This is a genomic window from Corynebacterium sp. HMSC072A02 (assembly GCF_001810085.1).
Taxonomy (GTDB): domain Bacteria; phylum Actinomycetota; class Actinomycetes; order Mycobacteriales; family Mycobacteriaceae; genus Corynebacterium; species Corynebacterium hesseae.
The window spans coordinates 55,820-78,065 of record NZ_KV799810.1; the positions used below are offsets into that span (position 1 = coordinate 55,820).

Here is a 22,246-nt window from a genome sequence, read left to right on the forward strand (position 1 = left end):
TGAGGTTTTTCTCACGTTTGGGTTGTGGGGGTACTCGCCGCGTCTCCGCCGCGCGAAGTTGCGCAACCTTTTGTATTCTTGGCCTCACTGCAGCGGCTCGGGGAGGAGCAGGGGTGGCTCAGCATCGGTTCGCGCAGCATGAAAGAAAAGAAAAACAAGGGGGGACTATGTCTCAATCAGCAACCGAGAAAACAAACAAGACACCAGCTCGGCTCAGCAAAAGCCGAGTAATCAAAACTATGACCAAGCTGGCCGGAAAGCTGGAGGAAGATTCCTCCACCGGCTTGCCCACCATCAGAATTGCCGGCGGGCTCTTAAGCATCGACGTCAACGAGGACAAGGGCGGCCTCTGTGTCTTCGGGTATTGGGGCGGTGCAGTGCGGTTCAACCCGGACCGGCAGCCTTTGCGCATGGAGGTCAATGATCTCAACGGCGGTGGACTCTCTGGCAACCTCGTTGCCGAGCCCTGCGGAAGCTCCACTATGCATACCCACCTGCTGGTCCTCGCGCCGCCTTATCTGCCGTCGACGGCCACGAATGCCCAGCTCAAGAGCATTATCGCGGGCTATGCGGCCGAAATGTCGGCGGTCTTCGCGCGCCTGGATGAGCAGTTTCCGGAAGAGCCCTCCAAGCCACGGAAGGGGTCTGGGCTTAAGCCGGTATCGCCCCACTATTTCAGCGAGGCCTATGGGGTTTCAGCGGTGGGGATGTGGCGAGTGTACGAGCGCGCCACGCGCCTGGCAATGATCGGCACGCCCGTTCACGTGGTGGACCACCGGAATGGGGTCGTGAGCATCCTTATCAATGAACACGCGATCACTATTGAATCCGCTCGTGATGGCTCCGGGGATATTGAACTCCGCCTCGTCACGCCCTCCGGCCGCTGTGCGTGCGACCTTGATGCGCTCGTGCGCTGGGCCGAGTTCATGAATGATGATCAATATGTCTACTCCGCGCGCATCGAGGTGGTAAACCTCGATGGCGGCGATGAGCAGGACCTCGTGCTGGTGACCACGGCCCGTATTCCCACGAAGTGGGGCTATACCGATGAGCAGCTGGACTGGCAGCTCAGTGCGTTGGTGAGCCAGCTTGTCCGGGTGGGTGAAGCGTTCTACCGAACCTTCAATCCCACGCGCGTGATGCGCTATATCGACCGGGCTGCCTAGGCCGGTGCTTGTTCTCCGAGCAGCTTCAAAAGGTCCTTCTGTACTTCGCGGCGGCGGACCTTCCCCAGCTGGTCGGAGGCCAGGTGCTCGAAGTGGTAGAAGGTGCGCGGCACCTTGTAGCGGGTCAGGCGCTCGCGGCAGTAGTCCTTGAGTCCCTCCGGGTCGAGCACCGCGCCGTCCTCCAGGATGATGCAGGCTACGACGTCCTCGGATCCATCCGCGCGCGGACGGCCGACGACGGCCACGTTGGTGACGTCTGGGTGCTGGCGGATCACGTCTTCCACCTCGGCCGGGTAAATGTTGAAGCCGCCGGTAATGATCATTTCCTTGATGCGGGAGACGATCTTGATGAAGCCATCGGACTCCATAACTGCCATGTCACCCGTGCGGTACCAGCCGTCGTGGAAAGCCTGCTCGGTGGCTTCCGGCATGTTGAAGTAGCCCTTGAATACCTGCGGTCCGCGCACGAGGAGCTCGCCCGCGGTGCCATCCGGCTGGGTTTCATCGAGGTTGTCCGGGTTGCCGATGCGCACCTCAGTATCCGGGAAGGGGATGCCGATATAGCCGGGGCGGCGATTCTTGTTGAGTGGGTTCGCGGCCACGATCGGCGAGGTTTCCGTGAGCCCGTAGCCTTCTACGAGCAGGCCGCCGGTGACCGTTTCCCATTCCTCAACGATCTCCGCCGGTAGCGCTGCTGCGCCCGACAGGCTGTGCTCGATACCGTGCAGATCGATGCCCTGTTCCTGAGCCGCCTCCATGACCTTGGCGTAGATCGTGGGCACGCCCGGCATCCAGGTGGGGAGGCGCTTCTTCATGATCTCGAGGAGAAGCGGCACCTTGGGAGCTGGGGTGAGGACGAGCTCGCCGCCGATGTGCACGCCGAGGGCGGCGATGAGGGTGAGTCCATAGACGTGGAAGAGGGGGAGGGCGGCGAGCATGCGCTCGGGCTTCTTGCCCAATTCGGGCACCCATGCTTCCGCCATCTTCATGTTGCAATACAGGTTGGAGTGGGTCAGCTCCGCGCCTTTGGGCCTGCCGGTGGTTCCGGATGTGTAGAGAATGAGTGCGGTGTCATTGAGATCGACCTTCGCATCCTCCAGCTTGTAGCCCTGCCCGCCGATGGCGCGCCCCGTGAGCACGTTCCACGGCACGGTATTGGGAGCGGCAACTGAGAGCTCCGCGCGCTTGTCCTTGATGAAGGGAAGCGGCAAGCGTAACAGCAGCTGCTTGCGGCGCGGCATGGCCTCGATCATGTTGACCGTAACAATCGTTTCGAGTGGCGTAGAATCGCGAAGCTTCTCAAAGGTGGGGCTCGCCTTATCCCAGACCACGGCCACGCGGGCGGCGTGATCCTGGAAGAGGGGCTCGAGCTCAGCCGCGGTGTAGAGCGGGTTGTGCTCCACGACGGTCGCCCCCAGTTTCAGGATGGCGTAGAACACCGCCACGTGTTGGGGGCAGTTGGGCAGTGCTACGGCGACGCGATCACCAGGACGGATGCCAAAGGCCTTGAGGCCCGCCGCGGCGGCGCGCACGTGGGTATCGAGTTCGCGGTAGGTCATCTGGTGACCGAAGAACCACGTCGCCGGCCTGTCGCCGAATTCCTCCACGGTCTCTCGGTAGGAGTCCAAAAGCGTTTCGGTGCCGTAGTCCAGATTAGGTTTAGTCCACTCAGGGTAGTACTGGAGCCAGGCTTTCGTCTCAAAGGCGGAAGAGGCCTGAGCAGGGGCTTCGGTCATGTTCGCGAACTCCTTAGGTGGTCAAACTTGTTATGTGTGAAACAGTATAACTAATTTGTGACAGAAGTCTCGCAAATCTTTGCAAAGTTGCTTGCAGTAACGAAATCTTTTCGGGATAAATTAATAGCCCCGGTGATGTGCGTTTATCACGCAGGGATCGGTTCCGGGGCTATGGCGTGTTACTTCTCCGCTTTGAGGCGCTCGAGCAGATCTGCCTGAACCTCGCGGCGGCGAATCTTGCCCAGCTGGTCGGTGGCCAGCTTTTCGAAGTGGTAGAAGGTGCGCGGAACCTTGTAGCGGGTCAGGCGCTCACGGCAGTAGTCCTTGAGGCCTTCGGGGTCGAGCGCGGCGCCGTCGTTAAGCACGATGCAGGCCACGACGTCTTCCGAACCGTCCGAACGCGGGCGGCCCACCACGGCTGCCTCCGCCACGTCTGGGTGATCCAGCAGTGTTTCCTCAACCTCACCGGGGTAGACGTTGAATCCGCCGGTGATGATGATTTCCTTGATGCGGCTGACCAAGCGGATGAATCCATCTTCCTCCATCACGCCCATATCACCCGTACGGAACCAGCCATTGTGGAAGGCATTCTCTGTGGCTTCCTCATCGCCGAAGTAGCCCTTAAAGATCTGCGGGCCACGGGCCAGCACCTCACCTTCTTCGCCATCCGGCATGGTCTCATCAAGGTTGTCCGGGTTGGCAATGCGAATCTCGGTATCCGGGAAGGGGATGCCCACGTAGCCGGGGCGGCGGGCGTCACTCATCGGGTTACCCACGATGATGGGCGAACACTCCGTCAGGCCATAGCCCTCCACGAGCATGCCGCCGGTGTACTTCTCCCACTTCTCCACGGTATTGACCGGCAGGGTCGACGCTCCGGAGAAGGCCGCGCGCACGCCGTCCAGGGAGACGTCATCTTCTTCCGCCTTCGCCACGATGCGCTCGTACAGGGTTGGCACGCCCGGCACCCAGGTCGGGGTGTGCTTCTTCATGAGATCCATGATGAGCGGCATCTGCGGGCTCGGCAGCAGAACCAATTCGCTGGCGATGAGCGGCGCCAAGGTGGCGTTCATGGTCAGGCCGTAGGCGTGGAAGAAAGGGAGCGCAGCGAGCATGCGCTCCGGGGAATCGCCCAGGCCTGGGACCCAGTGCTTGCCCATGAGCAGGTTGGAGAAAAGGTTGCCGTGGGTCAGCTCCGCGCCCTTGGGGCTGCCGGTGGTGCCGGAGGTGTACAGGATGAGCGCGGTGGTGTCCTTGGTGACGTCCTCCGGGGTGAGGACGTCAGAACCATCGCCGCCAATGGCGTTGCCAACGAGGGACTCCCACGGCACCGTGTTCGGTGCCGGGGCGGTGAGCTGATCGCGCTTGGACTTCAGTGGCGGGATAGGCAGGCGCAGGGCCAAGCGCTGCGGAGTCGGCATCGCGTTGATCATGTTGATGGAGACGACGGTCTCCAGGGAGGTCGTTGGGCGCAGCTTCTCCAGGGTGGAGGCCGTCTTATCCCAGGAAATGGCGATGCGCGCGCCGTGGTTCTGAAACAGGCCCTCCAGCTCGTGGGCAGTGTAGAGAGGGTTGTGTAAAACCGCGATGGCGCCCAGCTTGAGCACGGCCCAGAAGGAGGCGATGAACTGCGGGCAGTTGGGGGCGACGATGGCTACGCGGTCCCCCGGGCGCACTCCGAAGGCGCGCAGGCCGGCGGCGGCGCGGCGGACCTGCTTGTCCAGCTCGGCGTAGGTTTGTGTGCGGCCGAAGAAGTAGGTTGCCGGCTTGTCGGGGTGGAGCGCGAGGTTGTTGTCGTAAACGTCGAGAAGCGTGGTGTCCCCGTATTCCAGGCTGTGTGGTGTCCACTCTGGGTAGTACTGGAGCCACGCCTTGGACTCGTATGCCGACATCGATTCACCTTTCGGTCGCGTAGGTTAAGGTACGGGCCAGTATAACGCGGGTCGTTTCGGGATACACTGGGAAATTATGCGCATCGCGATGATTTCCATGCATACCTCGCCCCTTGAGCAGCCCGGTTCCGGGGATGCGGGCGGCATGAACGTCTACGTTCTCAATACTGCTCGCCAGCTCGCACGCCGCGGCGTGGAGGTCGATATTTTTACCCGCGCCACGCGCCCCAGCCAGGGTGAGGTGGTGGGCGTCGAGGAGCGCCTGCGCGTCATCAACATTGTGGCGGGGCCCTATGAGGGCTTGAGCAAGGAAGAGCTGCCCACCCAGTTGGCTGCGTTTACGGGCGGGATCTATAACTTCGCGCGCTGTTTTGAGGTGGACTATGACGTCATCCACTCTCACTATTGGCTCTCCGGTCAGGTGGGCTGGTTATTGCGCGATCTGTGGGACATCCCCCTCGTCCACACCGCGCACACGCTGGCCGCGGTGAAGAACGTGCACCGCACGCTCGATGACACCCCAGAGACTGAGGCGCGCCGCATTTGCGAACAGCAGCTGGTGGATAACGCTGACATCCTGGTGGTTAATACAGCCCAGGAGACCCGCGATCTGATCGAGCACTACGATGCATCGCCAGACAATATCGTTGTGGTCTCCCCGGGTGCGGACACGGATCTCTACACCCCGGGCACCGACCGCATGACGGAGCGTGCGCGCCGCCAGCTGGGTATCCCGCTGCACACCAAGGTGGTGGCGTTTGTGGGCCGCCTGCAAAAGTTCAAGGGCCCTGATGTGCTTATTCGCGCAACGGCGGAGCTGATGGAGCGCGATCCGGATCGCCGCCTGCGTGTGGTCGTCTGTGGTGGCGCCTCGGGGGCGAATTCCTCGCCGGATACTTACCACAATCTGGCTCGCGAGCTGGGGGTGGAGCGCGTCGTGCGCTTCCTGAGCCCGCGCCCGCCGCAGGAACTCGTAGCCATCTATCAGGCCGCGGATATTGTTGCGGTGCCCAGCTATAACGAGTCCTTCGGGCTGGTGGCCATGGAAGCGCAGGCCTCCGGAACGCCCGTGGTGGCGGCGGCCGTCGGTGGCTTGCCCATCGCCGTCGCGGATGGTGACACGGGCTTGCTCGTCCACTCCCATTCGGCGCAAGACTGGGCGGATGCGCTGGAGCAGTTGCTTGACGACGACCCCCGCCGCATCGCCATGGGCGAAGCCGCCGTCGATCACGCCCAGCAGTTCAGTTGGGCGGCGGCCGCCGCCCAGTTGGAGAACATCTACGCCGACGCGATGAGTATTGAGATTCCGGACTGCCACGCGCGCCGGGCAATCGGATACTAATCCCACATAAGCGGGCATAAACCCACAGTTAGGGGTGATGTGCTCGGGTTCACAGGCGGGCCGCCGAAAAACGTGGCATGCTGGTGTTTATGAGTAACGGAAAGCTGATTCTACTTCGACACGGACAGTCCGAATGGAACGAGTCCAACCAGTTCACCGGTTGGGTTGATGTCAACCTCACCGCCAAGGGTGAGGGTGAGGCCAAGCGTGGCGGCGAGCTGCTCAAGGAACAGGGCATTCTGCCGACCGTCGTGTACACCTCCCTCCTGCGCCGCGCCATCCGCACGGCCAACATTGCGCTTAATGCCGCAGACCGCCACTGGATTCCGGTCGTGCGCGATTGGCGCCTGAACGAGCGCCACTACGGCGCACTGCAGGGCCTCAACAAGGCCGAGACCAAGGACAAGTACGGCGAGGAACAGTTCATGGCATGGCGCCGCTCCTACGGCACCCCGCCGCCGGAGCTGGAGGACGGCGCCGAGTACTCCCAGGCCGGTGACCCGCGCTACGCCAACCTGGATCAGGTTCCGCGTACGGAGTGCCTGAAGGATGTCGTCGAGCGCTTCGTTCCTTACTTCGAGGAGGAGATCCTCCCGCGCGCCAAGAAGGGTGAGACCGTTCTCATCGCCGCACACGGTAACTCCCTGCGCGCGCTGGTCAAGCACCTGGATCAGATCTCCGATGAGGAGATCGCCGGCCTCAATATCCCGACGGGCATCCCGCTGGTCTACGAGATCGCTGAAGACGGTTCCGTGGTGAACCCGGGTGGCACCTACCTGGATCCGGAGGCTGCCGCTGCCGGTGCCGCCGCCGTGGCCGCGCAGGGTGGCAAGAAGTAGCCGAAAACCGCTACGTGCTGCGCACGATCCCCAAGGAGCCTATACTCCTTGGGGATTCTTTGTAGGGGCGTGAATGATTGTGGAACTGGTACTAGCTTTCCTGGCCGGCGTGGTGGCCTGCGGCCTGGCCATACCGGTGATCACCCGGGTCCGCGAGCGCCTGGTGCGCCGCCGCGTCCGTGATGCGGATGCGAACCAGGTCACCAGCGTTAGCCAGGTCTTGCACCTCGCCGTGTCCGGCTCTCCAGCCGGGATGGCCGTGCTCTCGCGCTCCAAAGAGATCATTTTTTCTAACCCTGCCTCCCATGAGATGTCGATGGTGCACGACCGGGCGGTGAACCCCGATCTGTGGAAGGTTGCGCAAGAGGTTTTCGAGGATAAAGAGACCCGAACGCTGGACCTTTCTATCCCGAAGCGGCGCACCGGAAATCGCGTGATTCAGGTGCGTGCGGTGGTCCAGCCGCTGACGCTGAACGACGATCGCTTCGTCATCGTCTACGGCACCGACGAGTCCGAGTCGGTGCGCATGGAATCCGCTCGCCGTGACTTCGTGGCCAACGTGTCCCACGAGCTGAAAACCCCGGTGGGTGGCATCGCGCTGCTGGCTGAGGCCCTCCTTGAGGACACCGGGAATCCCGAGCACGTCGAGTATTTCGGCAGCAAGGTGCAGAAGGAAGCGGCGCGCATGGCCGACATGGTCAGCGAGCTCATCTCCTTGTCTAAACTGCAGGGCGCGGAGGCGCTCCCGGAAATGGAGCCGCTCGATCTCGATGAGATCATCGATGAGGCCATTACCCGCAACCAGCTTGCCGCCGATTCCCACCACAATCAGCTCACCCGCGGTGATTCCGAGGGGGTCCAGGTCATGGGGGACAAGTCCCTCTTGGCCACGGCGATCTCCAACCTCATCTCAAATGCCATCCACTATTCGCCGGATGAGATGCCGGTGTCGGTCACGCAGAAGGTCGTGGGAGGAAAGGTCGTCCACATCCGCGTCACCGACCGTGGCATCGGCATTGCCCCGGAAGACCAGAAGCGGGTCTTTGAGCGCTTCTTCCGCGTGGATAAGGCGCGGTCCCGGCAGACCGGTGGAACCGGCCTTGGTCTGGCCATTGTGAAGCATGTCGTGGCTAATCACGGCGGCAATATCAAATTGTGGTCACGCCCCGGAACTGGCTCGACGTTCACAATCGAGCTCCCTATCTACGCGGAAGAAAAGCCAGCAGATAATCTTATTCATCGGGATAATATAGAAGACGGGGCCGTCAGCTCCGCCGCCCCTGGTTTACAGCGCGCCGTGGCGCGCGTAGCCGCTCGTCGAAAGGATAAAGCGCAATGACCACCATCCTCATCGTTGAAGATGAAGAGTCGCTGGCCGATCCCCTCGCCTTCCTCCTCCGAAAGGAGGGATTCGACGTTCTCCTCGCCCCGGACGGGCCCAGCGCGCTAGAACAGTTCGCAGCGAACCACGTGGACATCGTCTTGCTGGACCTCATGCTGCCAGGCATGTCCGGAACGGACGTGTGCAAGCAACTGCGCGCGACATCCTCTGTGCCGGTGATCATGGTGACCGCGCGCGACTCTGAAATTGACAAGGTCGTGGGGCTAGAGCTGGGCGCAGATGATTACGTGACCAAGCCCTATTCCTCTCGCGAACTCATCGCCCGCATCCGCGCGGTGCTGCGCCGCGGTAACGATGCCTCTTCCGATCACGGTGAGGAGGAGCCCGACGAGCAGATTCTGGAAGGCGGCCGCGTGCGCATGGACGTGGAGCGCCACACCGTGCTTGTCGCCGGTGAGCCGGTTTCCATGCCGCTCAAGGAGTTTGATCTCCTTGAGTACCTGCTGCGCAATTCTGGGCGCGTGCTGACCCGCGGTCAGCTCATCGACCGTATTTGGGGCGCGGACTACGTGGGTGACACAAAGACTCTTGACGTCCACGTCAAGCGCCTCCGCTCCAAGATCGAGGCCGAGCCTTCCCACCCGCAGCAGCTCGTGACGGTGCGCGGCCTGGGATACAAGTTCGAGGCTTAAGCGCTAGAGTCCGCTGGGTGCCGCGGGAACTCGACTCCGGAGCGCGCCCGGGCCTCGCAGTGCTTGGCCAGGATTTCGTAGCATTCCTCGCCGAGTAGCGCGATCAGCTCGGTCTTCTGCGACTTCCACAGCGGTTCTTCCGCGGTGTGGCAGGAGGGATCGGCCGAGCAATACCAATCGAAGTCCTCGCCGCCGTTGCCCCATCCACGGCGGTCGTACTCACCGATGGTGGTGCGCAGGATTTCTTCACCGTCGGGGCGCTCCTCATAGTCTTCGTGCCTGCGAATTGGCAGCTGCCAGCACACTTCGGGCTTGACCACGGTGAGCTCTTCCCCCGCCTCGAGCGCCCACTGATGGATAGCGCAGCCCGCGCCCGTGGGCCAGCCGGCACGGTTGGCGAAGATACAGGCGCCGTCGACAAGCGGCGTTTTCAGCGCCGGTTCCGGCTCGCCATCATCGCCGTCGAGCTCATCCCACTCCAGCCACGGTTCCAGTTCCTCGGGTTCACCGTGCTTCAGGAACCCATCTACCCCCTCTGGGCGGTGCTGCCAGAAACGTGCGGGCATGCGGGCGACGGCGTCGCGAAGCTGCTCCCGATCCGTTTCATCGGCCATGTAGGCGCCGTGCACGCAGCAGCCGACGTCGGGCTGTTGCTTATCGATGCCGTGGCACTTCTCCGTCCCAAACTGGCAGGCATAGTGCGATTCGAGCCAGGTCAGGTCGATGGAAAAGACGTGGAGTGGATCGTGCGGATCCGTAAATTCGAACCACTCTCTGGGGAAGTCGGGGGCCTTTTCGCGGCCGGCGATAATGGAAGCCGCCGCGGGGGAGGAGGCCGGAAAACCCAGGTAAACTTCTTTTGATTTCGGGCGATTCACACCTACCCACGGTAGACCTACTACTGTAGAGGCGTGCGATTAGGTGTATTAGACGTCGGAAGTAATACCGTCCACCTCGTTGCGGTCGATGCCGCAACCGGTGGGCGGCCTTCGCCGATGAGCGATTGGAAAACCCCGCTGCGTCTGGTGGAACAGCTAGACAAAGACGGCAACATCCATGAGAAGGGCATGAAGAAGCTCATCTCCGCCGTGGGTGAAGCCGCTGAGTTGGGCAACAAGCTGGGCTGTGACGAGTTCATTGCCTTTGCTACTTCTGCCGTGCGCTCGGCCACCAACTCGGCCAAGGTTCTCGACGAAGTTGAGAAACAAACCGGCGTCCGCCTAGAGATCTTGTCGGGCGAGGAGGAAGCTCGGTTGACCTTCCTGGCTGCCCGCCGTTGGTATGGATGGTCCGCTGGCCGCATTACCAACCTCGACATCGGTGGTGGCTCGCTGGAGCTGTCCACCGGTACCGACGAGCATCCGGAAATGGCTTTCTCCCTCGATTTGGGAGCGGGCCGTCTGACTCACAACTGGTTCGATACCGATCCTCCGCAGAAATCCAAGGTGAACCTGCTGCGGGATTACATCGATGCGGAGCTGGCCGGCGTCGCCGATAAGATGCGCGCGCTGGGCCCTGCGGGGTTGGCCGTGGGTACCTCCAAAACCTTCCGCACGCTGGCCCGATTGACCGGTGCTGCGCCGTCCTCGGCGGGCCCTTATGTGAAGCGCACGCTCACAGCTCCGGGCCTGCGTCAGCTGATTTCCTTTATCTCCCGCATGACTGCAGCTGACAGGGCGGACCTTGAGGGTGTAAGTTCTACCCGATCGCATCAGATCGTCGCCGGCGCTTTAGTGGCGGAGGCGAGCATGCGTGCCCTGGGAATCGAAAAGTTGGAGATCTGCCCCTGGGCTCTCCGAGAAGGTGTCATTTTGCGCCGTACCGATAAGGGACTGGAATAGGAAAGAAACGTGGCTGACAAGAAACAGTTGACAGTTGCGGAGCTGCTGGCCCGTAACGCGAAGGACCGATCCGGCGAGGAGAAGAGCTCGCGCCGCCATCGCCGGAGCCTTGACGAAGGCGGCATCTCGGTTGCGGAGCTGACCGGCAATCTCGAAAAGGTCAAGGCAACTCCGGCGGAGGCTAAGCACTCGAGTGTCTCCATCGATGAGCCGGCCCCGGTTATTCCTGCGCCGAAGAAGGAGAAGAAGGAGAAGAAGGAGAAGCCTCAGCAAGAGGCACCTCAGCAGGAGGCCCCGCAGAAGGGCGCTGATAAGTCTCACTCCGCCGCCCCTGAGGAGAAGCCAACCGAATCTGAGTCCAAGCCTTCCCAGCCCTCTGACGAGGACACGCGCGTAATCCAGAAGGTCAAGGACGAGCCCAAGAAGGCTGAAGACAAGGCCCAGTCAAAGGTCGAGTCAAAGGCTGAGCTGAAGACCGAGGAAAAGGTTGAGCCAAAGGCCAACGACAAAGTCGATGACAAGGCCGAGGATGACACCTTTACCACGGGTGAACTCGAGGCAGTCGACCATGATGTTGAAGAGTACGACGAGGACTATGACGAGGAGGACGAGGGCAAGCTCAACCCCTTCGCCGTCGTCCTGCTCGCCCTCGTGGGCATCGTGCTCGGCGCCATCGTGTTCAAGGGCTTTGAGATTCTCTGGGACCGCTTTGACCGCTTGGTCGTCGTGGTACTCGGCGTTGTTGTCACCGGCGTCATCGTCGGAATCGTCCACGCACTCCGTACGAGCCGCGACGGTTTGTCCATGTTCCTCGCAGCCGTGGCTGGTCTCGTGCTGACCTTTGGCCCGCTGCTCGTGGTGATGTAGGCACCGGCCCAAAGGGCATCTTCTCAAAGGCATCTGCCAGAAGGTATCTTTGCCCCTGAAAACGCCATCTATCCTGCTGTAAATGGCATATTCAGGGCAGAAAACGCCTTCTGTCAGATGTCTTTTGCATGTGTGAGGGTAGCGTGCGAGCAGCCCTGTTGATTGGTGGCCGCGTCTTAGCCTTTCTGGCACCCTGGAAAGCATGACAAAAATTGCAGTACTTGGTGGAGGACAAATCGGCGAAGCCCTCGTTTCTGGGCTGGTGCATGCGGGCTATGATGCCGCGGACATCGTGGTGACCAACCGCCGCACTGAGCGCGGTGAGGAGCTGAAGAGCGCCTACGGCGTCAGTGTCACGAGCGATAACGCCGCGGCTATCGACGGCGCCGACTACATCTTCGCCTGCGTGAAGCCTTATGCCATCGTGGAGCTTCTTGAGGGCCTCGACATCCCACAGACGGCCGTGGTCGTGTCCATGGCAGCCGGCCTAACTCTCGAGACCCTGGAGAAGGCCGCTGGGGAGGGTGTGCCGGTCGTCCGCGTCATGCCGAACACCCCCATGTTGGTGGGCAAGGGCATGTGCACCTGCGCGGGCGGCACCCACGTGGCGGAGGAGCAGCTCGAAGGCGTGGTCAAGCTCCTGGAGGCTGTCGGCGAGGTTGCCGTCATTGAGGAAAAACACATTGATGCTGCTACCGCTCTGGCCGGCTCCGCACCCGCCTACTACTTCCTAGTCACGGAGGCGCTGATCGACGCCGGTGTCCAGCTCGGCCTCACCCGCGATGTTGCTGAGAAGCTAGCTACCCGTACCGCCCAAGGCGCCGGAACGATGCTGGCTGAATCCGGCAAGGATCCGGTTGCTTTGCGCGCAGGGGTGACCTCCCCGGGGGGAACCACTGCCGCCGCTCTTCGCGAGCTCGAGGAGTCTGGCCTGCGGGGTGCGTTCTTCCGAGCCGCTGAAGCCTGCACCCAGCGTGCGCAGGAACTTGCCTAAAACGTCCCGTCGCCCTGGGAGCCCTGTGACACGTGTTGCCACACGGGCTTGAAGGGCAGCAGCGGTGCGAAAGAGGAAAAAATTAGCTCTTGGGTCGCATTAGTCACAGGTTTCACGCTAAGCTGGCAGGAGCGCGTGCGTGATAGTCCTGTGGGAGGGGAAGCCTACAGCGCGTCACGTGCTGAAGGGTTAAATAAACTATGACGAATGAAGATAAGGGAACTTTCCTGACCATCGCCGAAGTTGCGGAGATCATGCGCGTCTCCAAGATGACGGTCTACAGGTTGGTTCATGCAGGTGACATGCCGGCCGTGCGCGTGGGACGCTCGTTCCGCGTTCACGAATCCGCCGTCAAGGAATACCTTGAGGCTTCCGTATACGGAGCCTAGCGTTCACTTCTTTCTGGCAGCGCCCACCACTGCGGACCCCTCGCGGTCCACGGCGGTGGGCGCTGCCCTTAGTTTTGGTGCTGGGCAGGCCGCTAGGTAAGATAGTGAGCATTCGTTTCGGCACTGGCATGCCTGCGTCTCCCTGTTTTGCGGGGACCGCCTCGAGTGCACCGTGGGTGGTTTTGTTCCAGGCGTTGCCGGCCGGGTTACGTACGTACTGATACCGAAAGTGAGGAAACCTGCTATGGGTTCTGTCATCAAGAAGCGCCGCAAGCGCATGTCCAAGAAGAAGCACCGCAAGATGCTGCGCCGCACCCGCGTTCAGCGTCGTAAGCTGGGCAAGTAAAGCTTCGCCTGCAACTCCCCGCATGGTCCTTTTTAGGATCGTGGCGGGGAGTTTCTGCTATCTATTCTCCTTTCTATCCGTCATTTCAGACGACCTCTCCGTCGTTTCACACGACGTCGTTTCAGACGACGGAGCCGCCTAGAACGGAATGTCTTCCTGCGGTGCGCTCGGAGTGTGGGGTTCCTTGGCAGCGGCGTGCGCTTCCTTAGCTTCCTGCTGGGCGCGCTCGCGGGTGGCCGTGATCTTCTGGGCTACCGTCTGCGCCCAACGCTTCGCTTTCTTTGCCAGCGGGCCGGTCGGCTCCGTCGTGGCCCACGTCCCATCCTCGTAGAGCCACACCATTTCCCCGGTGTGTGGGTCCATGATGTAGTGCGCGCGCCCATCAGTCTTCATATTGTGATGGTGTTGGCACAGGCTGGCCAGGTTGCGCGGGTGCGTGGCGCCGCCGTCGGCATAGTTGATGCGGTGGTCCATCTGGCACAGGTATGCCGGCCGGTTGCAGCCCGGAGCGCGGCAGGTGCCATCGCGGCCTTCCACATATTTGCGGATGAGCTCTGAAGCTATGTAGCTGGCTGATTCCGGCGGCTGCGAGGACAGGTCGCGCGTGCGTGTGGCGGGCATGTCCTGCGATGTCCATCCATACCCTTGGACGAAGGTGGGAGCGTTGTCGATATCACTAGCTTGGTAGGTGTGCAGAATGATGGTCGTGGGCGGAGAGATGCTGCCGGCGATGAGCTTCTTTAGGGCATCAGCCTGCGAGAGCCCGTTCTCCTTCGCTGCCTGTTTGATGTAGCCATCCAGAATCATTCCCGTGGCACTGTCCGTGTTGAGCTCGAGGATGCCGCGCTCGCCAGTATCGGTAAAAGTATAAGAGTCCTTCTTCGGCGAATCGCGGAAGGTAAAAGCTTTATTGATGCTCTTGCAAATATCGCGCACCTTGCGCCCAATCTGCGCCGGTGTAGGGAAGACTTGATTCGGGGAGGTAGGGGTGAAGTAATCAACCAGGGCATCGTCGATAAGCGCGAGCGTTTCCGGAGGTAGCTTGCCCAGCTTCGTCAGGGTGCGGTCGATGGTGATGAGCGCCTTCATATCCAGCAGAAACTGACTGTCCTGCAGGGCCTTGACCTGCGGTAGCTCCGTGAGGCGGTGCACGGCCAGGCAGCATTCGCTCACGGTGTAGTCACCGACGCCAAGCTTGGCGACGAGCCTCTGGCACGCAACATCAAAATCCTCATCGAGATCTGGCATGGCAGCTACCCATGAGCGATAGTCCGCGCGGCGGGCGGCGCTGCGCTCCACGGCGAGGGCGCAATCAGGGTTCATATGGGAAAAGTAGGCGGTTTGAGTGGCGGTGTTCACGGTGTCCCCCAGGTTTATGGTGTCGCTTGTATGTTCTATGCGCACTATAAAACACGCCCTGGACATCTACTATGACCTGGGGATATGTAGGCATTTCGTCGAGGAATATGAGACATACAAGCGCCCTCTTGGTATTAGGTGGAAAGTCTCATATCTTCCGGCCCCACAGGAGCCCGCTGCGTACGTATGATGGCGAACTATGTTGCCTAGACTCTTGACCCTTGACAACCTGGTTATCTCACAAACAAAGTCCTTCATGCAGGATCAGTTCCTGATCGCCGATGAACAAGGCGTGCCCGTGGGCACCATCGTGCAGTCGTCGAGCATGAAGGACATGTTCTTCAATGCCTCCCGCAGCCTCGAGGTTGCCTTCACGGATGAGCAGGGCAATCCGCAGCAACCGCTCATGGTGATCAAGGATCCGCCGAACTTCGTGCGGGATACATATGAGGTGTATTTGCCGGGCGTCGAGAAGCCCATGGCAGTGGTGACCAAGAAGTTCTCCCTGCTAAAGACGCGCCTGACCTTGGAGATGGAAGGCTTCCCAGAGATTGAAATTGAAGGCGATGTCTGGGATTGGAATATCACGATTACCAGCCAGGGTCAGCCGCTGGCGGAGGTCCGCAACGAATGGTCAGGCGTGGGACGGTTCCTAGCCGGGAAGAATACCTACAAACTCAGCATCGCGCCGGGGCTCGACCCGCAGCAGCATGCGGGGCTCATCGGTGCGGTCATGTGCATGGATATGCTGCGCACCAAGCAGCAGAACAGCAGCTAGCGGCGCACCATGCGCCAGCCTCCATAGGAAAAGAGCGCGGTGGCCAGCGCTGGGAGGCCATAGGTGCGCACGGCCTTGCGCACGGAGCGGTAGTCGCGGATGAGCCAGCCTTTTTCCTCCGCGATATCGCGCAGCTTGGAATCCGGGTTAATGGCCACGGGGGTTCCCACCATGGAGAGCATCGGGACGTCGTTGGAGCTGTCGGAGTAGGCGGTGCAGCGCTCAAGGTCGAGGTTCTCCAAGGTGGCCAGTGCTGCCACGGCGTGCTTTTTGCCCGAGCCGTGGAGGATATCGCCCACGAGGCGGCCGGTGAAGCGGCCATCTTTTACTTCCGCCACGGTGCCGAGTGCGCCCGTGAAACCGAAACGCTGCGCCAGAATCTGCGCCAGCTGCACGGGGGTCGCGGTAACCAGCCATACCTGCTGGCCGGCATCGAGGTGCATCTGGGCTAGCTGTTTTGTGCCCGGGTAGGCCTTGCGTGCCATGGATTGGTCCACGATGCTCTCGCACAGGGCCACCATCTCATCCACCGAGCGGCCCTTGACGAACTCGAGCGCCTGCACGCGCCCGGCGGCTACGTCCGCGGCATTCTCTGAGCCGGAGACGCGGAATTTGAGCTGCTTCCATGCGATGGGAAGGATCTCAGAAAGCTTGAAGTAGCGGCGGCGCGCAAGCCCCAGCGCGAAGGCTACGAGCGAGGAGCCTTGGATCAACGTGTTATCCACGTCGAAGAAGGCGGCGGCGCCAACGTCCTGGGGGATGTCCGGGTCGGGCTCAGTGATGGAGCGCGAACCCGCCGATTCGAAGGAGCCCCGGACGGAATCCACGCCAGAGGAAAACGCATCCAGGTCAATGCCAAAGAGATGTTCCACCGCCGCAGCTGCCGACGCCTCACCTGCCGCCCGCTGGTGCTCTTCACCCAGCGGGGCAAAGGCCTGTTGCTCCAAGAAGTTACGTAGGTTTCCCCTGCTTGCGGTCCAGTTGGCAAGGAACTCGCGGGGAGAATCGGGCATACCGGGAGGCAGGGGGAGGGGCACGCGTTCAGCTTTCATAGGGCGGGCAGACTAACGTGTCCATAGTAAACCGCAAACCGTTCTACGTCCTATCGAGGAGTTTCTATGTCCCACGTCGTCGAGCTGATGGTGCGTACTACGTGTGGCTCCTGCGCGCGAGTGCTCGAGCAGATTACTCCGGTGGTCCAGCAGGCTGGTGCGGAGCTTAACGTGCGCACGGTGGATGAGGATGCGGAGCTGGCCATGGAATATGGTGATCGCGTCCCCGTTGTAGTGATTGATGGGGAGGAATTCTCCTGTTGGGAAGTGGACAACGAGGAGCTAGCGCAGGCGCTGGCGCAGTAGTTTTCTTCGGCGTTCCCGCGAGTTTCGGAAACAAGCAGAAGGCTAGTAGTCTTTTGGATGATCTATGTCATCCAAAGGGATGATAAACAACTGGAGGGTAGTGCATGAGTGTGCTCGTCGTGGGCATGTCGCATCAGTCGGCGCCGGTGGCGCTGCTGGAAAAGCTGAGCATGGACGAGACCGTGCAGAACCATACGTGCCGGGCCATGGTGTCGGCAGGCTCGCTGAGCGAGGCGATGATTATCTCCACGTGCAACCGCCTGGAGGTCTACACCGTTACCAATTCCTTCCACACCGGCGTGCAGGATGTCGTGCGCAACCTCGCTGAAGTCTCCGGCGTGGGGGAGGAGGAACTGCGCTCCTACCTTTATGTTCGCTATGCCGACGCCGCCGCTGAGCACCTCATGATGGTGGCCTCGGGCTTGGACTCGATGGTGGTAGGTGAGCAGCAAATCATCGGTCAAGTCCGTACCGCCTATCAGTTCGCTGTCGAGCAGGGAACCGTCGGGCCGCGTATCCACGCGCTGGCCCAGTCCGCGCTGCGCACCGGCAAGCGGGTGCATTCCGAAACCGAGATCGATGAGGCGGGATCCTCCATGGTCTCTTTCGCTTTCGATCAGGCCCTGAGCCGCATGGGCACGGAGGATCTCGACGGCAAGCGCGTGCTGATCTTGGGGGCGGGTGCAATGGCATCGCTAGCGGCAACCCACGCGGGGCGCTTGGGAGCACACCTGGTTATTGCGAACCGCACCCTGGCTCGCGCCCAGCGCGTGGCGGAACATGCCCATGAAGCGGGCGTCTATGCGGACGTCGTTGAGTTCGCGCACCGCGCCCAGGCTTTGCACGATGTGGACATGGCGATTTCTGCCACGGGCGCCCAGGATTTCACCATTTCAGCGGCCGACGTCGAGCGTTACCACGTGGCCGACCGCGAGCTCATGCTCGTGGATCTCTCCTTGCCGCGCGATATCGATGATGCGGTAGCAGATGTCGAGGGGGTCGACCTCGTTAACATCGAGAGGCTGAGTAATTCTTTGCAGGCGGCCGATACTGACCTTGCCGCCGGCACCAGCCCCCACGCGCAGGCGCGGCGCATCGTCAATGAAGAGCTGGAAGCCTATGCTTCCGAGCAGCGCGTCCGCGACGTCGTCCCGGCGGTATCGGCGCTGCGCAAGCGGGCAGCGAACCTGGTTCAGTGCGAGGTAGCGCGGCTGGAGCAGAAGCACCCAGAGCTGGATGAGCGCCAGATGGGAGACATCAACCGTGCTCTCAAGCGCGTTGCAGATAAGCTGCTCCATGAGCCCACGGTTCGTGCGAAGAAGCTCGCAGCCAACTCCGGAACGGTGAGCCACGAGACCGCGCTGCAGGAACTCTTTGGGCTCCAGCTAGAGGGCAGCGGTGTGGCCATTGACGTGGCGGAGCTGCCGGATGCCGCGCAGATGGAAGCCGCGGAAAGCACTAAGGAAGAAAAGGACGCATAGATGTTGACGATCGGCACCCGAGGATCCCTCCTGGCCACCACGCAGTCGGGGCACGTGCAGGAGTGGCTGCAGCAGGCAGGCTATGAGGCAGAGCTGCACATCGTCACCACGCAGGGGGATGTCAACATGGCGCCCGTGGAGCGCATCGGCGTGGGCGTATTTACGCAGGCCCTGCGTGAGGCCGTTGCCCGCGGCGAGTGCGAGATCGCGGTGCACTCCTTCAAGGATCTGCCCACGGCTGCCGACGAACGCTTCGACCTTGTGGTTCCGCAGCGCCAGGACATCCGCGAAGCGCTTATCGCCCGCGATGGCCTGACCCTCAAGGAGCTGCCGGAGGGCGCACGCGTAGGTACCTCCGCGCCGCGCCGCATCAGCCAGTTGCGGGCGCTGCGCCCGGACCTTGACATTCGCCCACTTCGAGGCAATATCGATACCCGCATGGGCAAGGTCACCGGTGGCGAGCTCGACGCCGTCCTCCTGGCCTACGCCGGCCTCGTGCGCGCGGGCTATGCCGATCGCGCCACCGAGGTCTTCGACCCGGAGGTTTTCATGCCCGCCCCGGCACAGGGCGCGCTGGCCATCGAGGCAGTGAAGGGAACGGAGGCTGCACAGGCCATTGCCCTGCTTGTCGACGCCCCCGCCACCGCCGCCACCCGCGCCGAGCGCACCGTGCTCTCCCGGCTAGAAGCCGGCTGCACCGCGCCGGTTGCCGCGGTCTCTCACTGGGAAGGCGAGCAACTGGTCGTGCGCGGCGGAGTCTTCGCCCTCGATGGTTCTCGTCAGCTCATCGCTCAGGCCCAGGGCGAGGCCAGCGAGGCAGAAGAATTGGGGCGCGCGGTCTCCGAGGAGCTCTTCGCACAGGGAGCTGCAGACCTCCTGGCAGCGGAGTAATCGCACGTAATTTTTGCTTTGGGGCCTTTTCCTTTAGTGTGTATCTAGCACACAATCATTGAGAGCAATGATTTAGGCCCCCTTAACTCGCGAGTGAGGGGCTTTCTTGTCTCCATTTCCCGCGCCTGCCACGCGTGGCGCCGGGGCACTCGGAATCCACAAACTAGAAAAGAACCTTATGAGCAAAGCCGTGCCGGATACCCAGCCTGAGCTGGGTAAGTCTGATCTGGGCAAAGTCGTCTTCGTCGGTGCCGGCCCAGGCAACCCCGACCTGCTGACCGTTCGCGCCCGCGAGGTTCTGGAGACGACAGCCAACGTTGTTACCGACGCCGCCGTTTCCCAAGGCGTGCGCGACATGGTGGCGCAGCAGGTGCCGGTTCCGCAGGAGCTTCTCGATGCCGCCGAGGAGGAGTACGAGCGCATCTGCGCCGCCGCGAAGGAGGCGGGTGCGCGCCGCAAGCCGCCGCGCCCGGCTCCGCCGACGGCAGCGGTGTTTGAGGAGGCCGCGGGGGACGTTGTCAAGCAACTGCGTGAGGCGCTCGAGCGCGCCGAGGGCCACGACGTGATCCGCCTGGTCACCGGAAACCCGCTCAACCGCGAGTCCATCAAGGCGGAAATCACCGCCGTGGCCAATGCGGGTATGGAATTCCAGGTGGTCCCGGGCATGTCCCTGCCTTCGACGGTTCCGTCTTTTGCAGGTATTGCTCTCGGTGCGACCTATACCGAGGCCGACATCACCGAAGGTGCGGATTGGGACGCGCTGGCCTCTGCGACGCAGCCGCTGGTTTTGCAGGCCACGGCAGATGACCTGCCGGTCATTTCCGCCGAGCTGGTGGAGCGCGGGATGCCCGCGGAGACGGAAGCCTACGTCACCGTCCACGGCACCACCCGTCTGCAGCGCACCCACGAGACCACTCTGGGAACGCTGGGCAAGCTCGACGCTGAGCTGCCGGGCGAGCTCGTGGTCACCCTGGGCCGCAGTTTTGATGATCGCTCGAAGTACTCCTGGTGGGAGAACCGTTCGCTCTATGGCTGGCGCGTGCTCGTGCCGCGCACGAAGGAGCAGGCCGCGGCGATGAGCGCCCGCCTGGCTGGTCACGGTGCCATTCCGCAGTCGGTGCCCACTATCTCCGTGGAACCGCCGCGCAACCCGGCGCAGATGGACCGCGCCATCAAGGGCATCGTCGAAGGCCGCTACAAGTGGGTCGTGTTCACCTCCGTCAATGCGGTGAGCGCGGTGTGGAAGAAGATTGCGGAACTCGGCCTCGATGCCCGCGACTTCGCCGGTGTGCACCTGGCGGCGGTGGGGCAGAAGACTGCCGATGCGATTCGCGCCAAGGGCATGGTCCCGGAGCTTCTGCCGCCGGCGAGGAAGCAGAATGCCGAGGGCCTCGTGGAGGTCTTCCCCAACTACGTTGAGGACATCGACGCCGTGGGACGTGTGTTGCTGCCGCGCGCTGATATCGCCGGCGAGACTCTGGTGAACGGCCTGTTGGACTTGGGCTGGGAAGTCGATGACGTGGTGGCCTACCGTACCGTGCGCGCGGCCCCGCCGGCGGCGGAGATCCGCGACATGATCAAGTCCGGTGGCTTCGATGCGGTGGCCTTTACCTCGCCGTCGACGGTGCGCAACCTCGTCGGCATCGCCGGCAAGCCCCATGCCCGGACCATCATCGCGTGCATCGGCCCCTCCACCAAGGCGGCGGCCGAGGAGGTGGGGCTGCGCGTGGACGTGGTCCCGGAGGTTGCGGATGTGCCGACGCTTGTCGACGCCCTCGCTGACCACGTCGCCGCCCTCCGCGCCGCCGGCAACCTGCCTGCTCCGCGCAAGAAGCGCCGCTCGCGCAAGAAGTCGGCGTCGACCACTGCTGGGAAGGCAGATTAGGGGCGACTAGAGTCGAGAAAGTACTTTTGATTTTCTCGTAGCTCAAAGGAGAGTTTTTACTCATGAGCATTGCTCGCCGCCCCCGCCGCCTGCGTCAGAACCCGGCTTTTAGGGACTTGGTTGCGGAAACGTCGCTGCGCCCCTCCGACCTCATCCTCCCGATGTTCGTCGTCGATGGTCTGGATGAAGCCCGCGAGATCCCCTCCATGCCGGGAGTGGCGCAGCACAGCTTGGATTCCCTCAAGCGCGCCGCCCACGAGGCACTTGACGCCGGCGTGACCTGCGTTGACCTTTTCGGTGTGCCGCGTGAGGAAGACAAGGATGCAACCGGCTCCGTGGCTTGGGACCCGCAGGGCATCCTCAACGTTGCGATTGCCGAGCTGCGCAAAGAGTTCGGCGATGACCTCATCGTGATGGCGGATACCTGCCTCGATGAGTTCACCTCGCACGGTCACTGCGGTGTGATCGATGACAAGGGCCGCGTGCTCAACGATGAAACCGTGGAGCTCTACCAGGACATGGCCCGCTCTCAGGCCCGCGCTGGTGCGCACATGGTCAGCCCCTCCGGCATGATGGACGGCCAGATTGCCGCCATCCGCGAGGCCCTCGACGAGGCCGGCCACGAGGACGTGGCCATCATGGCCTATTCCGCCAAGTACGCCTCCGCCTTCTTCGGTCCCTTCCGCGATGCGGTGGGCTCCTCCCTGGAGGGCGACCGCCGCACCTACCAGCAGGATCCGCGCAACTTCCGCGAGTCCATGCTGGAGGTGGACCTGGACATCGAGGAAGGCGCGGACATCGTCATGGTTAAGCCTGGCCTGCCGTACCTCGATGTGCTGGCCGGTGCCGTGGAGCGCTCCTCCGTGCCGGTAGCCGTGTACCAGGTGTCCGGCGAGTATGCGATGATTCAGGCAGCCGCCCAGAACGGGTGGATCGATGGTGAGGCCGTTATGCTGGAGTCCTTGACTGCGTTCAAGCGCGCGGGCGCGGACCAGATCCTGACGTACTTCGCCACGGACGCCGCCCGCTTGCTCAAGTAAAAGGAGAA

At 62.2% G+C, this 22,246-nt stretch carries 21 protein-coding genes; 16 read left to right on the forward strand and 5 right to left on the reverse strand.

The genetic code is table 11. The features are described from left to right. The first annotated feature begins 239 nt into the window (after window positions 1-239). Window positions 240-1,166 (forward strand): hypothetical protein, encoded by a 927-nt coding sequence (locus tag HMPREF2698_RS01070; RefSeq protein WP_070561564.1) that lies wholly within the window; start codon window positions 240-242, stop codon window positions 1,164-1,166. On the opposite strand, the gene HMPREF2698_RS01075 is transcribed toward HMPREF2698_RS01070, so the two are convergent. Both HMPREF2698_RS01075 and HMPREF2698_RS01080 read right to left on the reverse strand, forming a co-directional pair. After that, entirely contained in the window at window positions 1,163-2,902 is a 1,740-nt protein-coding gene (locus HMPREF2698_RS01075; RefSeq protein ID WP_070561566.1) for a long-chain-fatty-acid--CoA ligase, read from the reverse strand. The two genes, HMPREF2698_RS01070 and HMPREF2698_RS01075, sit on opposite strands and share 4 nt — an antisense overlap. Window positions 2,903-3,081: 179 nt before the next feature. Beyond that, the gene (locus HMPREF2698_RS01080; RefSeq protein WP_070521131.1) at window positions 3,082-4,794 is read right to left on the reverse strand and encodes a long-chain-fatty-acid--CoA ligase; all 1,713 of its coding nucleotides are present in this window, start codon (window positions 4,792-4,794) and stop codon (window positions 3,082-3,084) included. 76 nt (window positions 4,795-4,870) lie between these two features. Here HMPREF2698_RS01080 and mshA point away from each other — a divergent pair, with 76 nt between their 5' ends. The 4 genes from mshA (at window position 4,871) to HMPREF2698_RS01100 (ending at window position 9,009) form a co-directional block, all read left to right on the forward strand. Next, window positions 4,871-6,136 (forward strand): D-inositol-3-phosphate glycosyltransferase, encoded by a 1,266-nt coding sequence (mshA, locus tag HMPREF2698_RS01085; protein ID WP_070533967.1) that lies wholly within the window; start codon window positions 4,871-4,873, stop codon window positions 6,134-6,136. An 89-nt stretch (window positions 6,137-6,225) separates the two neighbouring features. Beyond that, complete coding sequence (locus tag HMPREF2698_RS01090; protein ID WP_070521289.1) at window positions 6,226-6,975, forward strand: phosphoglyceromutase; 750 nt, start codon at window positions 6,226-6,228, stop codon at window positions 6,973-6,975. Between the two features lie 73 nt (window positions 6,976-7,048). Further along, window positions 7,049-8,314: a sensor histidine kinase gene (locus HMPREF2698_RS01095; RefSeq protein WP_070561568.1), complete on the forward strand. Its 1,266-nt coding sequence runs from the start codon at window positions 7,049-7,051 to the stop codon at window positions 8,312-8,314. Continuing rightward, on the forward strand, window positions 8,311-9,009 hold the full coding sequence (locus HMPREF2698_RS01100; RefSeq protein WP_070521121.1) for a response regulator transcription factor: 699 nt from the start codon (window positions 8,311-8,313) through the stop codon (window positions 9,007-9,009). Before HMPREF2698_RS01095 ends, HMPREF2698_RS01100 begins: the two co-directional genes overlap by 4 nt. On the opposite strand, the gene HMPREF2698_RS01105 is transcribed toward HMPREF2698_RS01100, so the two are convergent. Then, complete coding sequence (locus HMPREF2698_RS01105) at window positions 9,006-9,887, reverse strand: DUF3109 family protein (RefSeq protein WP_070561570.1); 882 nt, start codon at window positions 9,885-9,887, stop codon at window positions 9,006-9,008. The two genes, HMPREF2698_RS01100 and HMPREF2698_RS01105, sit on opposite strands and share 4 nt — an antisense overlap. A 33-nt stretch (window positions 9,888-9,920) precedes the next feature. Between HMPREF2698_RS01105 and HMPREF2698_RS01110 the strand changes: the two genes are divergently transcribed. The 5 genes from HMPREF2698_RS01110 to HMPREF2698_RS12810 all read left to right on the forward strand — a co-directional run bounded on the left by HMPREF2698_RS01110 (window position 9,921) and on the right by HMPREF2698_RS12810 (window position 13,446). Next, on the forward strand, window positions 9,921-10,850 hold the full coding sequence (locus tag HMPREF2698_RS01110) for a Ppx/GppA family phosphatase (protein WP_083303757.1): 930 nt from the start codon (window positions 9,921-9,923) through the stop codon (window positions 10,848-10,850). A 9-nt stretch (window positions 10,851-10,859) separates the two neighbouring features. Further along, window positions 10,860-11,717, forward strand: a complete 858-nt coding sequence (locus tag HMPREF2698_RS01115) for a hypothetical protein (protein ID WP_070561574.1) — start codon at window positions 10,860-10,862, stop codon at window positions 11,715-11,717. Between the two features lie 202 nt (window positions 11,718-11,919). Beyond that, window positions 11,920-12,711, forward strand: coding sequence for a pyrroline-5-carboxylate reductase (gene proC / locus HMPREF2698_RS01120; RefSeq protein ID WP_070561575.1), 792 nt, complete (start codon window positions 11,920-11,922; stop codon window positions 12,709-12,711). Between the two features lie 200 nt (window positions 12,712-12,911). After that, the gene (locus tag HMPREF2698_RS01125) at window positions 12,912-13,100 is read left to right on the forward strand and encodes a helix-turn-helix domain-containing protein (RefSeq protein WP_010189818.1); all 189 of its coding nucleotides are present in this window, start codon (window positions 12,912-12,914) and stop codon (window positions 13,098-13,100) included. A 244-nt stretch (window positions 13,101-13,344) separates the two neighbouring features. After that, window positions 13,345-13,446, forward strand: a complete 102-nt coding sequence (locus tag HMPREF2698_RS12810; protein WP_003855542.1) for a 30S ribosomal protein bS22 — start codon at window positions 13,345-13,347, stop codon at window positions 13,444-13,446. A gap of 138 nt (window positions 13,447-13,584) precedes the next feature. Here HMPREF2698_RS12810 and HMPREF2698_RS01130 read toward each other — a convergent pair whose 3' ends face one another. After that, window positions 13,585-14,769, reverse strand: coding sequence for an HNH endonuclease signature motif containing protein (locus HMPREF2698_RS01130; RefSeq protein ID WP_246819410.1), 1,185 nt, complete (start codon window positions 14,767-14,769; stop codon window positions 13,585-13,587). 235 nt (window positions 14,770-15,004) lie between these two features. Here HMPREF2698_RS01130 and HMPREF2698_RS01135 point away from each other — a divergent pair, with 235 nt between their 5' ends. Continuing rightward, window positions 15,005-15,583 (forward strand): LURP-one-related/scramblase family protein, encoded by a 579-nt coding sequence (locus HMPREF2698_RS01135; RefSeq protein WP_070521105.1) that lies wholly within the window; start codon window positions 15,005-15,007, stop codon window positions 15,581-15,583. Here the strand turns inward: HMPREF2698_RS01135 and HMPREF2698_RS01140 are convergent. Then, window positions 15,580-16,635, reverse strand: coding sequence for an HAD-IB family hydrolase (locus HMPREF2698_RS01140; protein ID WP_246819411.1), 1,056 nt, complete (start codon window positions 16,633-16,635; stop codon window positions 15,580-15,582). The genes HMPREF2698_RS01135 and HMPREF2698_RS01140 overlap by 4 nt on opposite strands. A 66-nt stretch (window positions 16,636-16,701) precedes the next feature. Between HMPREF2698_RS01140 and HMPREF2698_RS01145 the strand changes: the two genes are divergently transcribed. From HMPREF2698_RS01145 to hemB, 5 genes are all read left to right on the forward strand, one after another. Further along, window positions 16,702-16,941 (forward strand): glutaredoxin family protein, encoded by a 240-nt coding sequence (locus HMPREF2698_RS01145; RefSeq protein ID WP_070533963.1) that lies wholly within the window; start codon window positions 16,702-16,704, stop codon window positions 16,939-16,941. A 104-nt stretch (window positions 16,942-17,045) separates the two neighbouring features. Next, entirely contained in the window at window positions 17,046-18,422 is a 1,377-nt protein-coding gene (locus HMPREF2698_RS01150; RefSeq protein WP_070521098.1) for a glutamyl-tRNA reductase, read from the forward strand. Further along, window positions 18,423-19,313, forward strand: a complete 891-nt coding sequence (gene hemC, locus HMPREF2698_RS01155; protein ID WP_070561581.1) for a hydroxymethylbilane synthase — start codon at window positions 18,423-18,425, stop codon at window positions 19,311-19,313. 178 nt (window positions 19,314-19,491) lie between these two features. Beyond that, window positions 19,492-21,198 (forward strand): bifunctional uroporphyrinogen-III C-methyltransferase/uroporphyrinogen-III synthase, encoded by a 1,707-nt coding sequence (locus HMPREF2698_RS01160; RefSeq protein WP_070561583.1) that lies wholly within the window; start codon window positions 19,492-19,494, stop codon window positions 21,196-21,198. A 62-nt stretch (window positions 21,199-21,260) separates the two neighbouring features. Next, window positions 21,261-22,238: a porphobilinogen synthase gene (hemB, locus tag HMPREF2698_RS01165; protein WP_070521091.1), complete on the forward strand. Its 978-nt coding sequence runs from the start codon at window positions 21,261-21,263 to the stop codon at window positions 22,236-22,238. Window positions 22,239-22,246 lie beyond the last annotated feature (8 nt).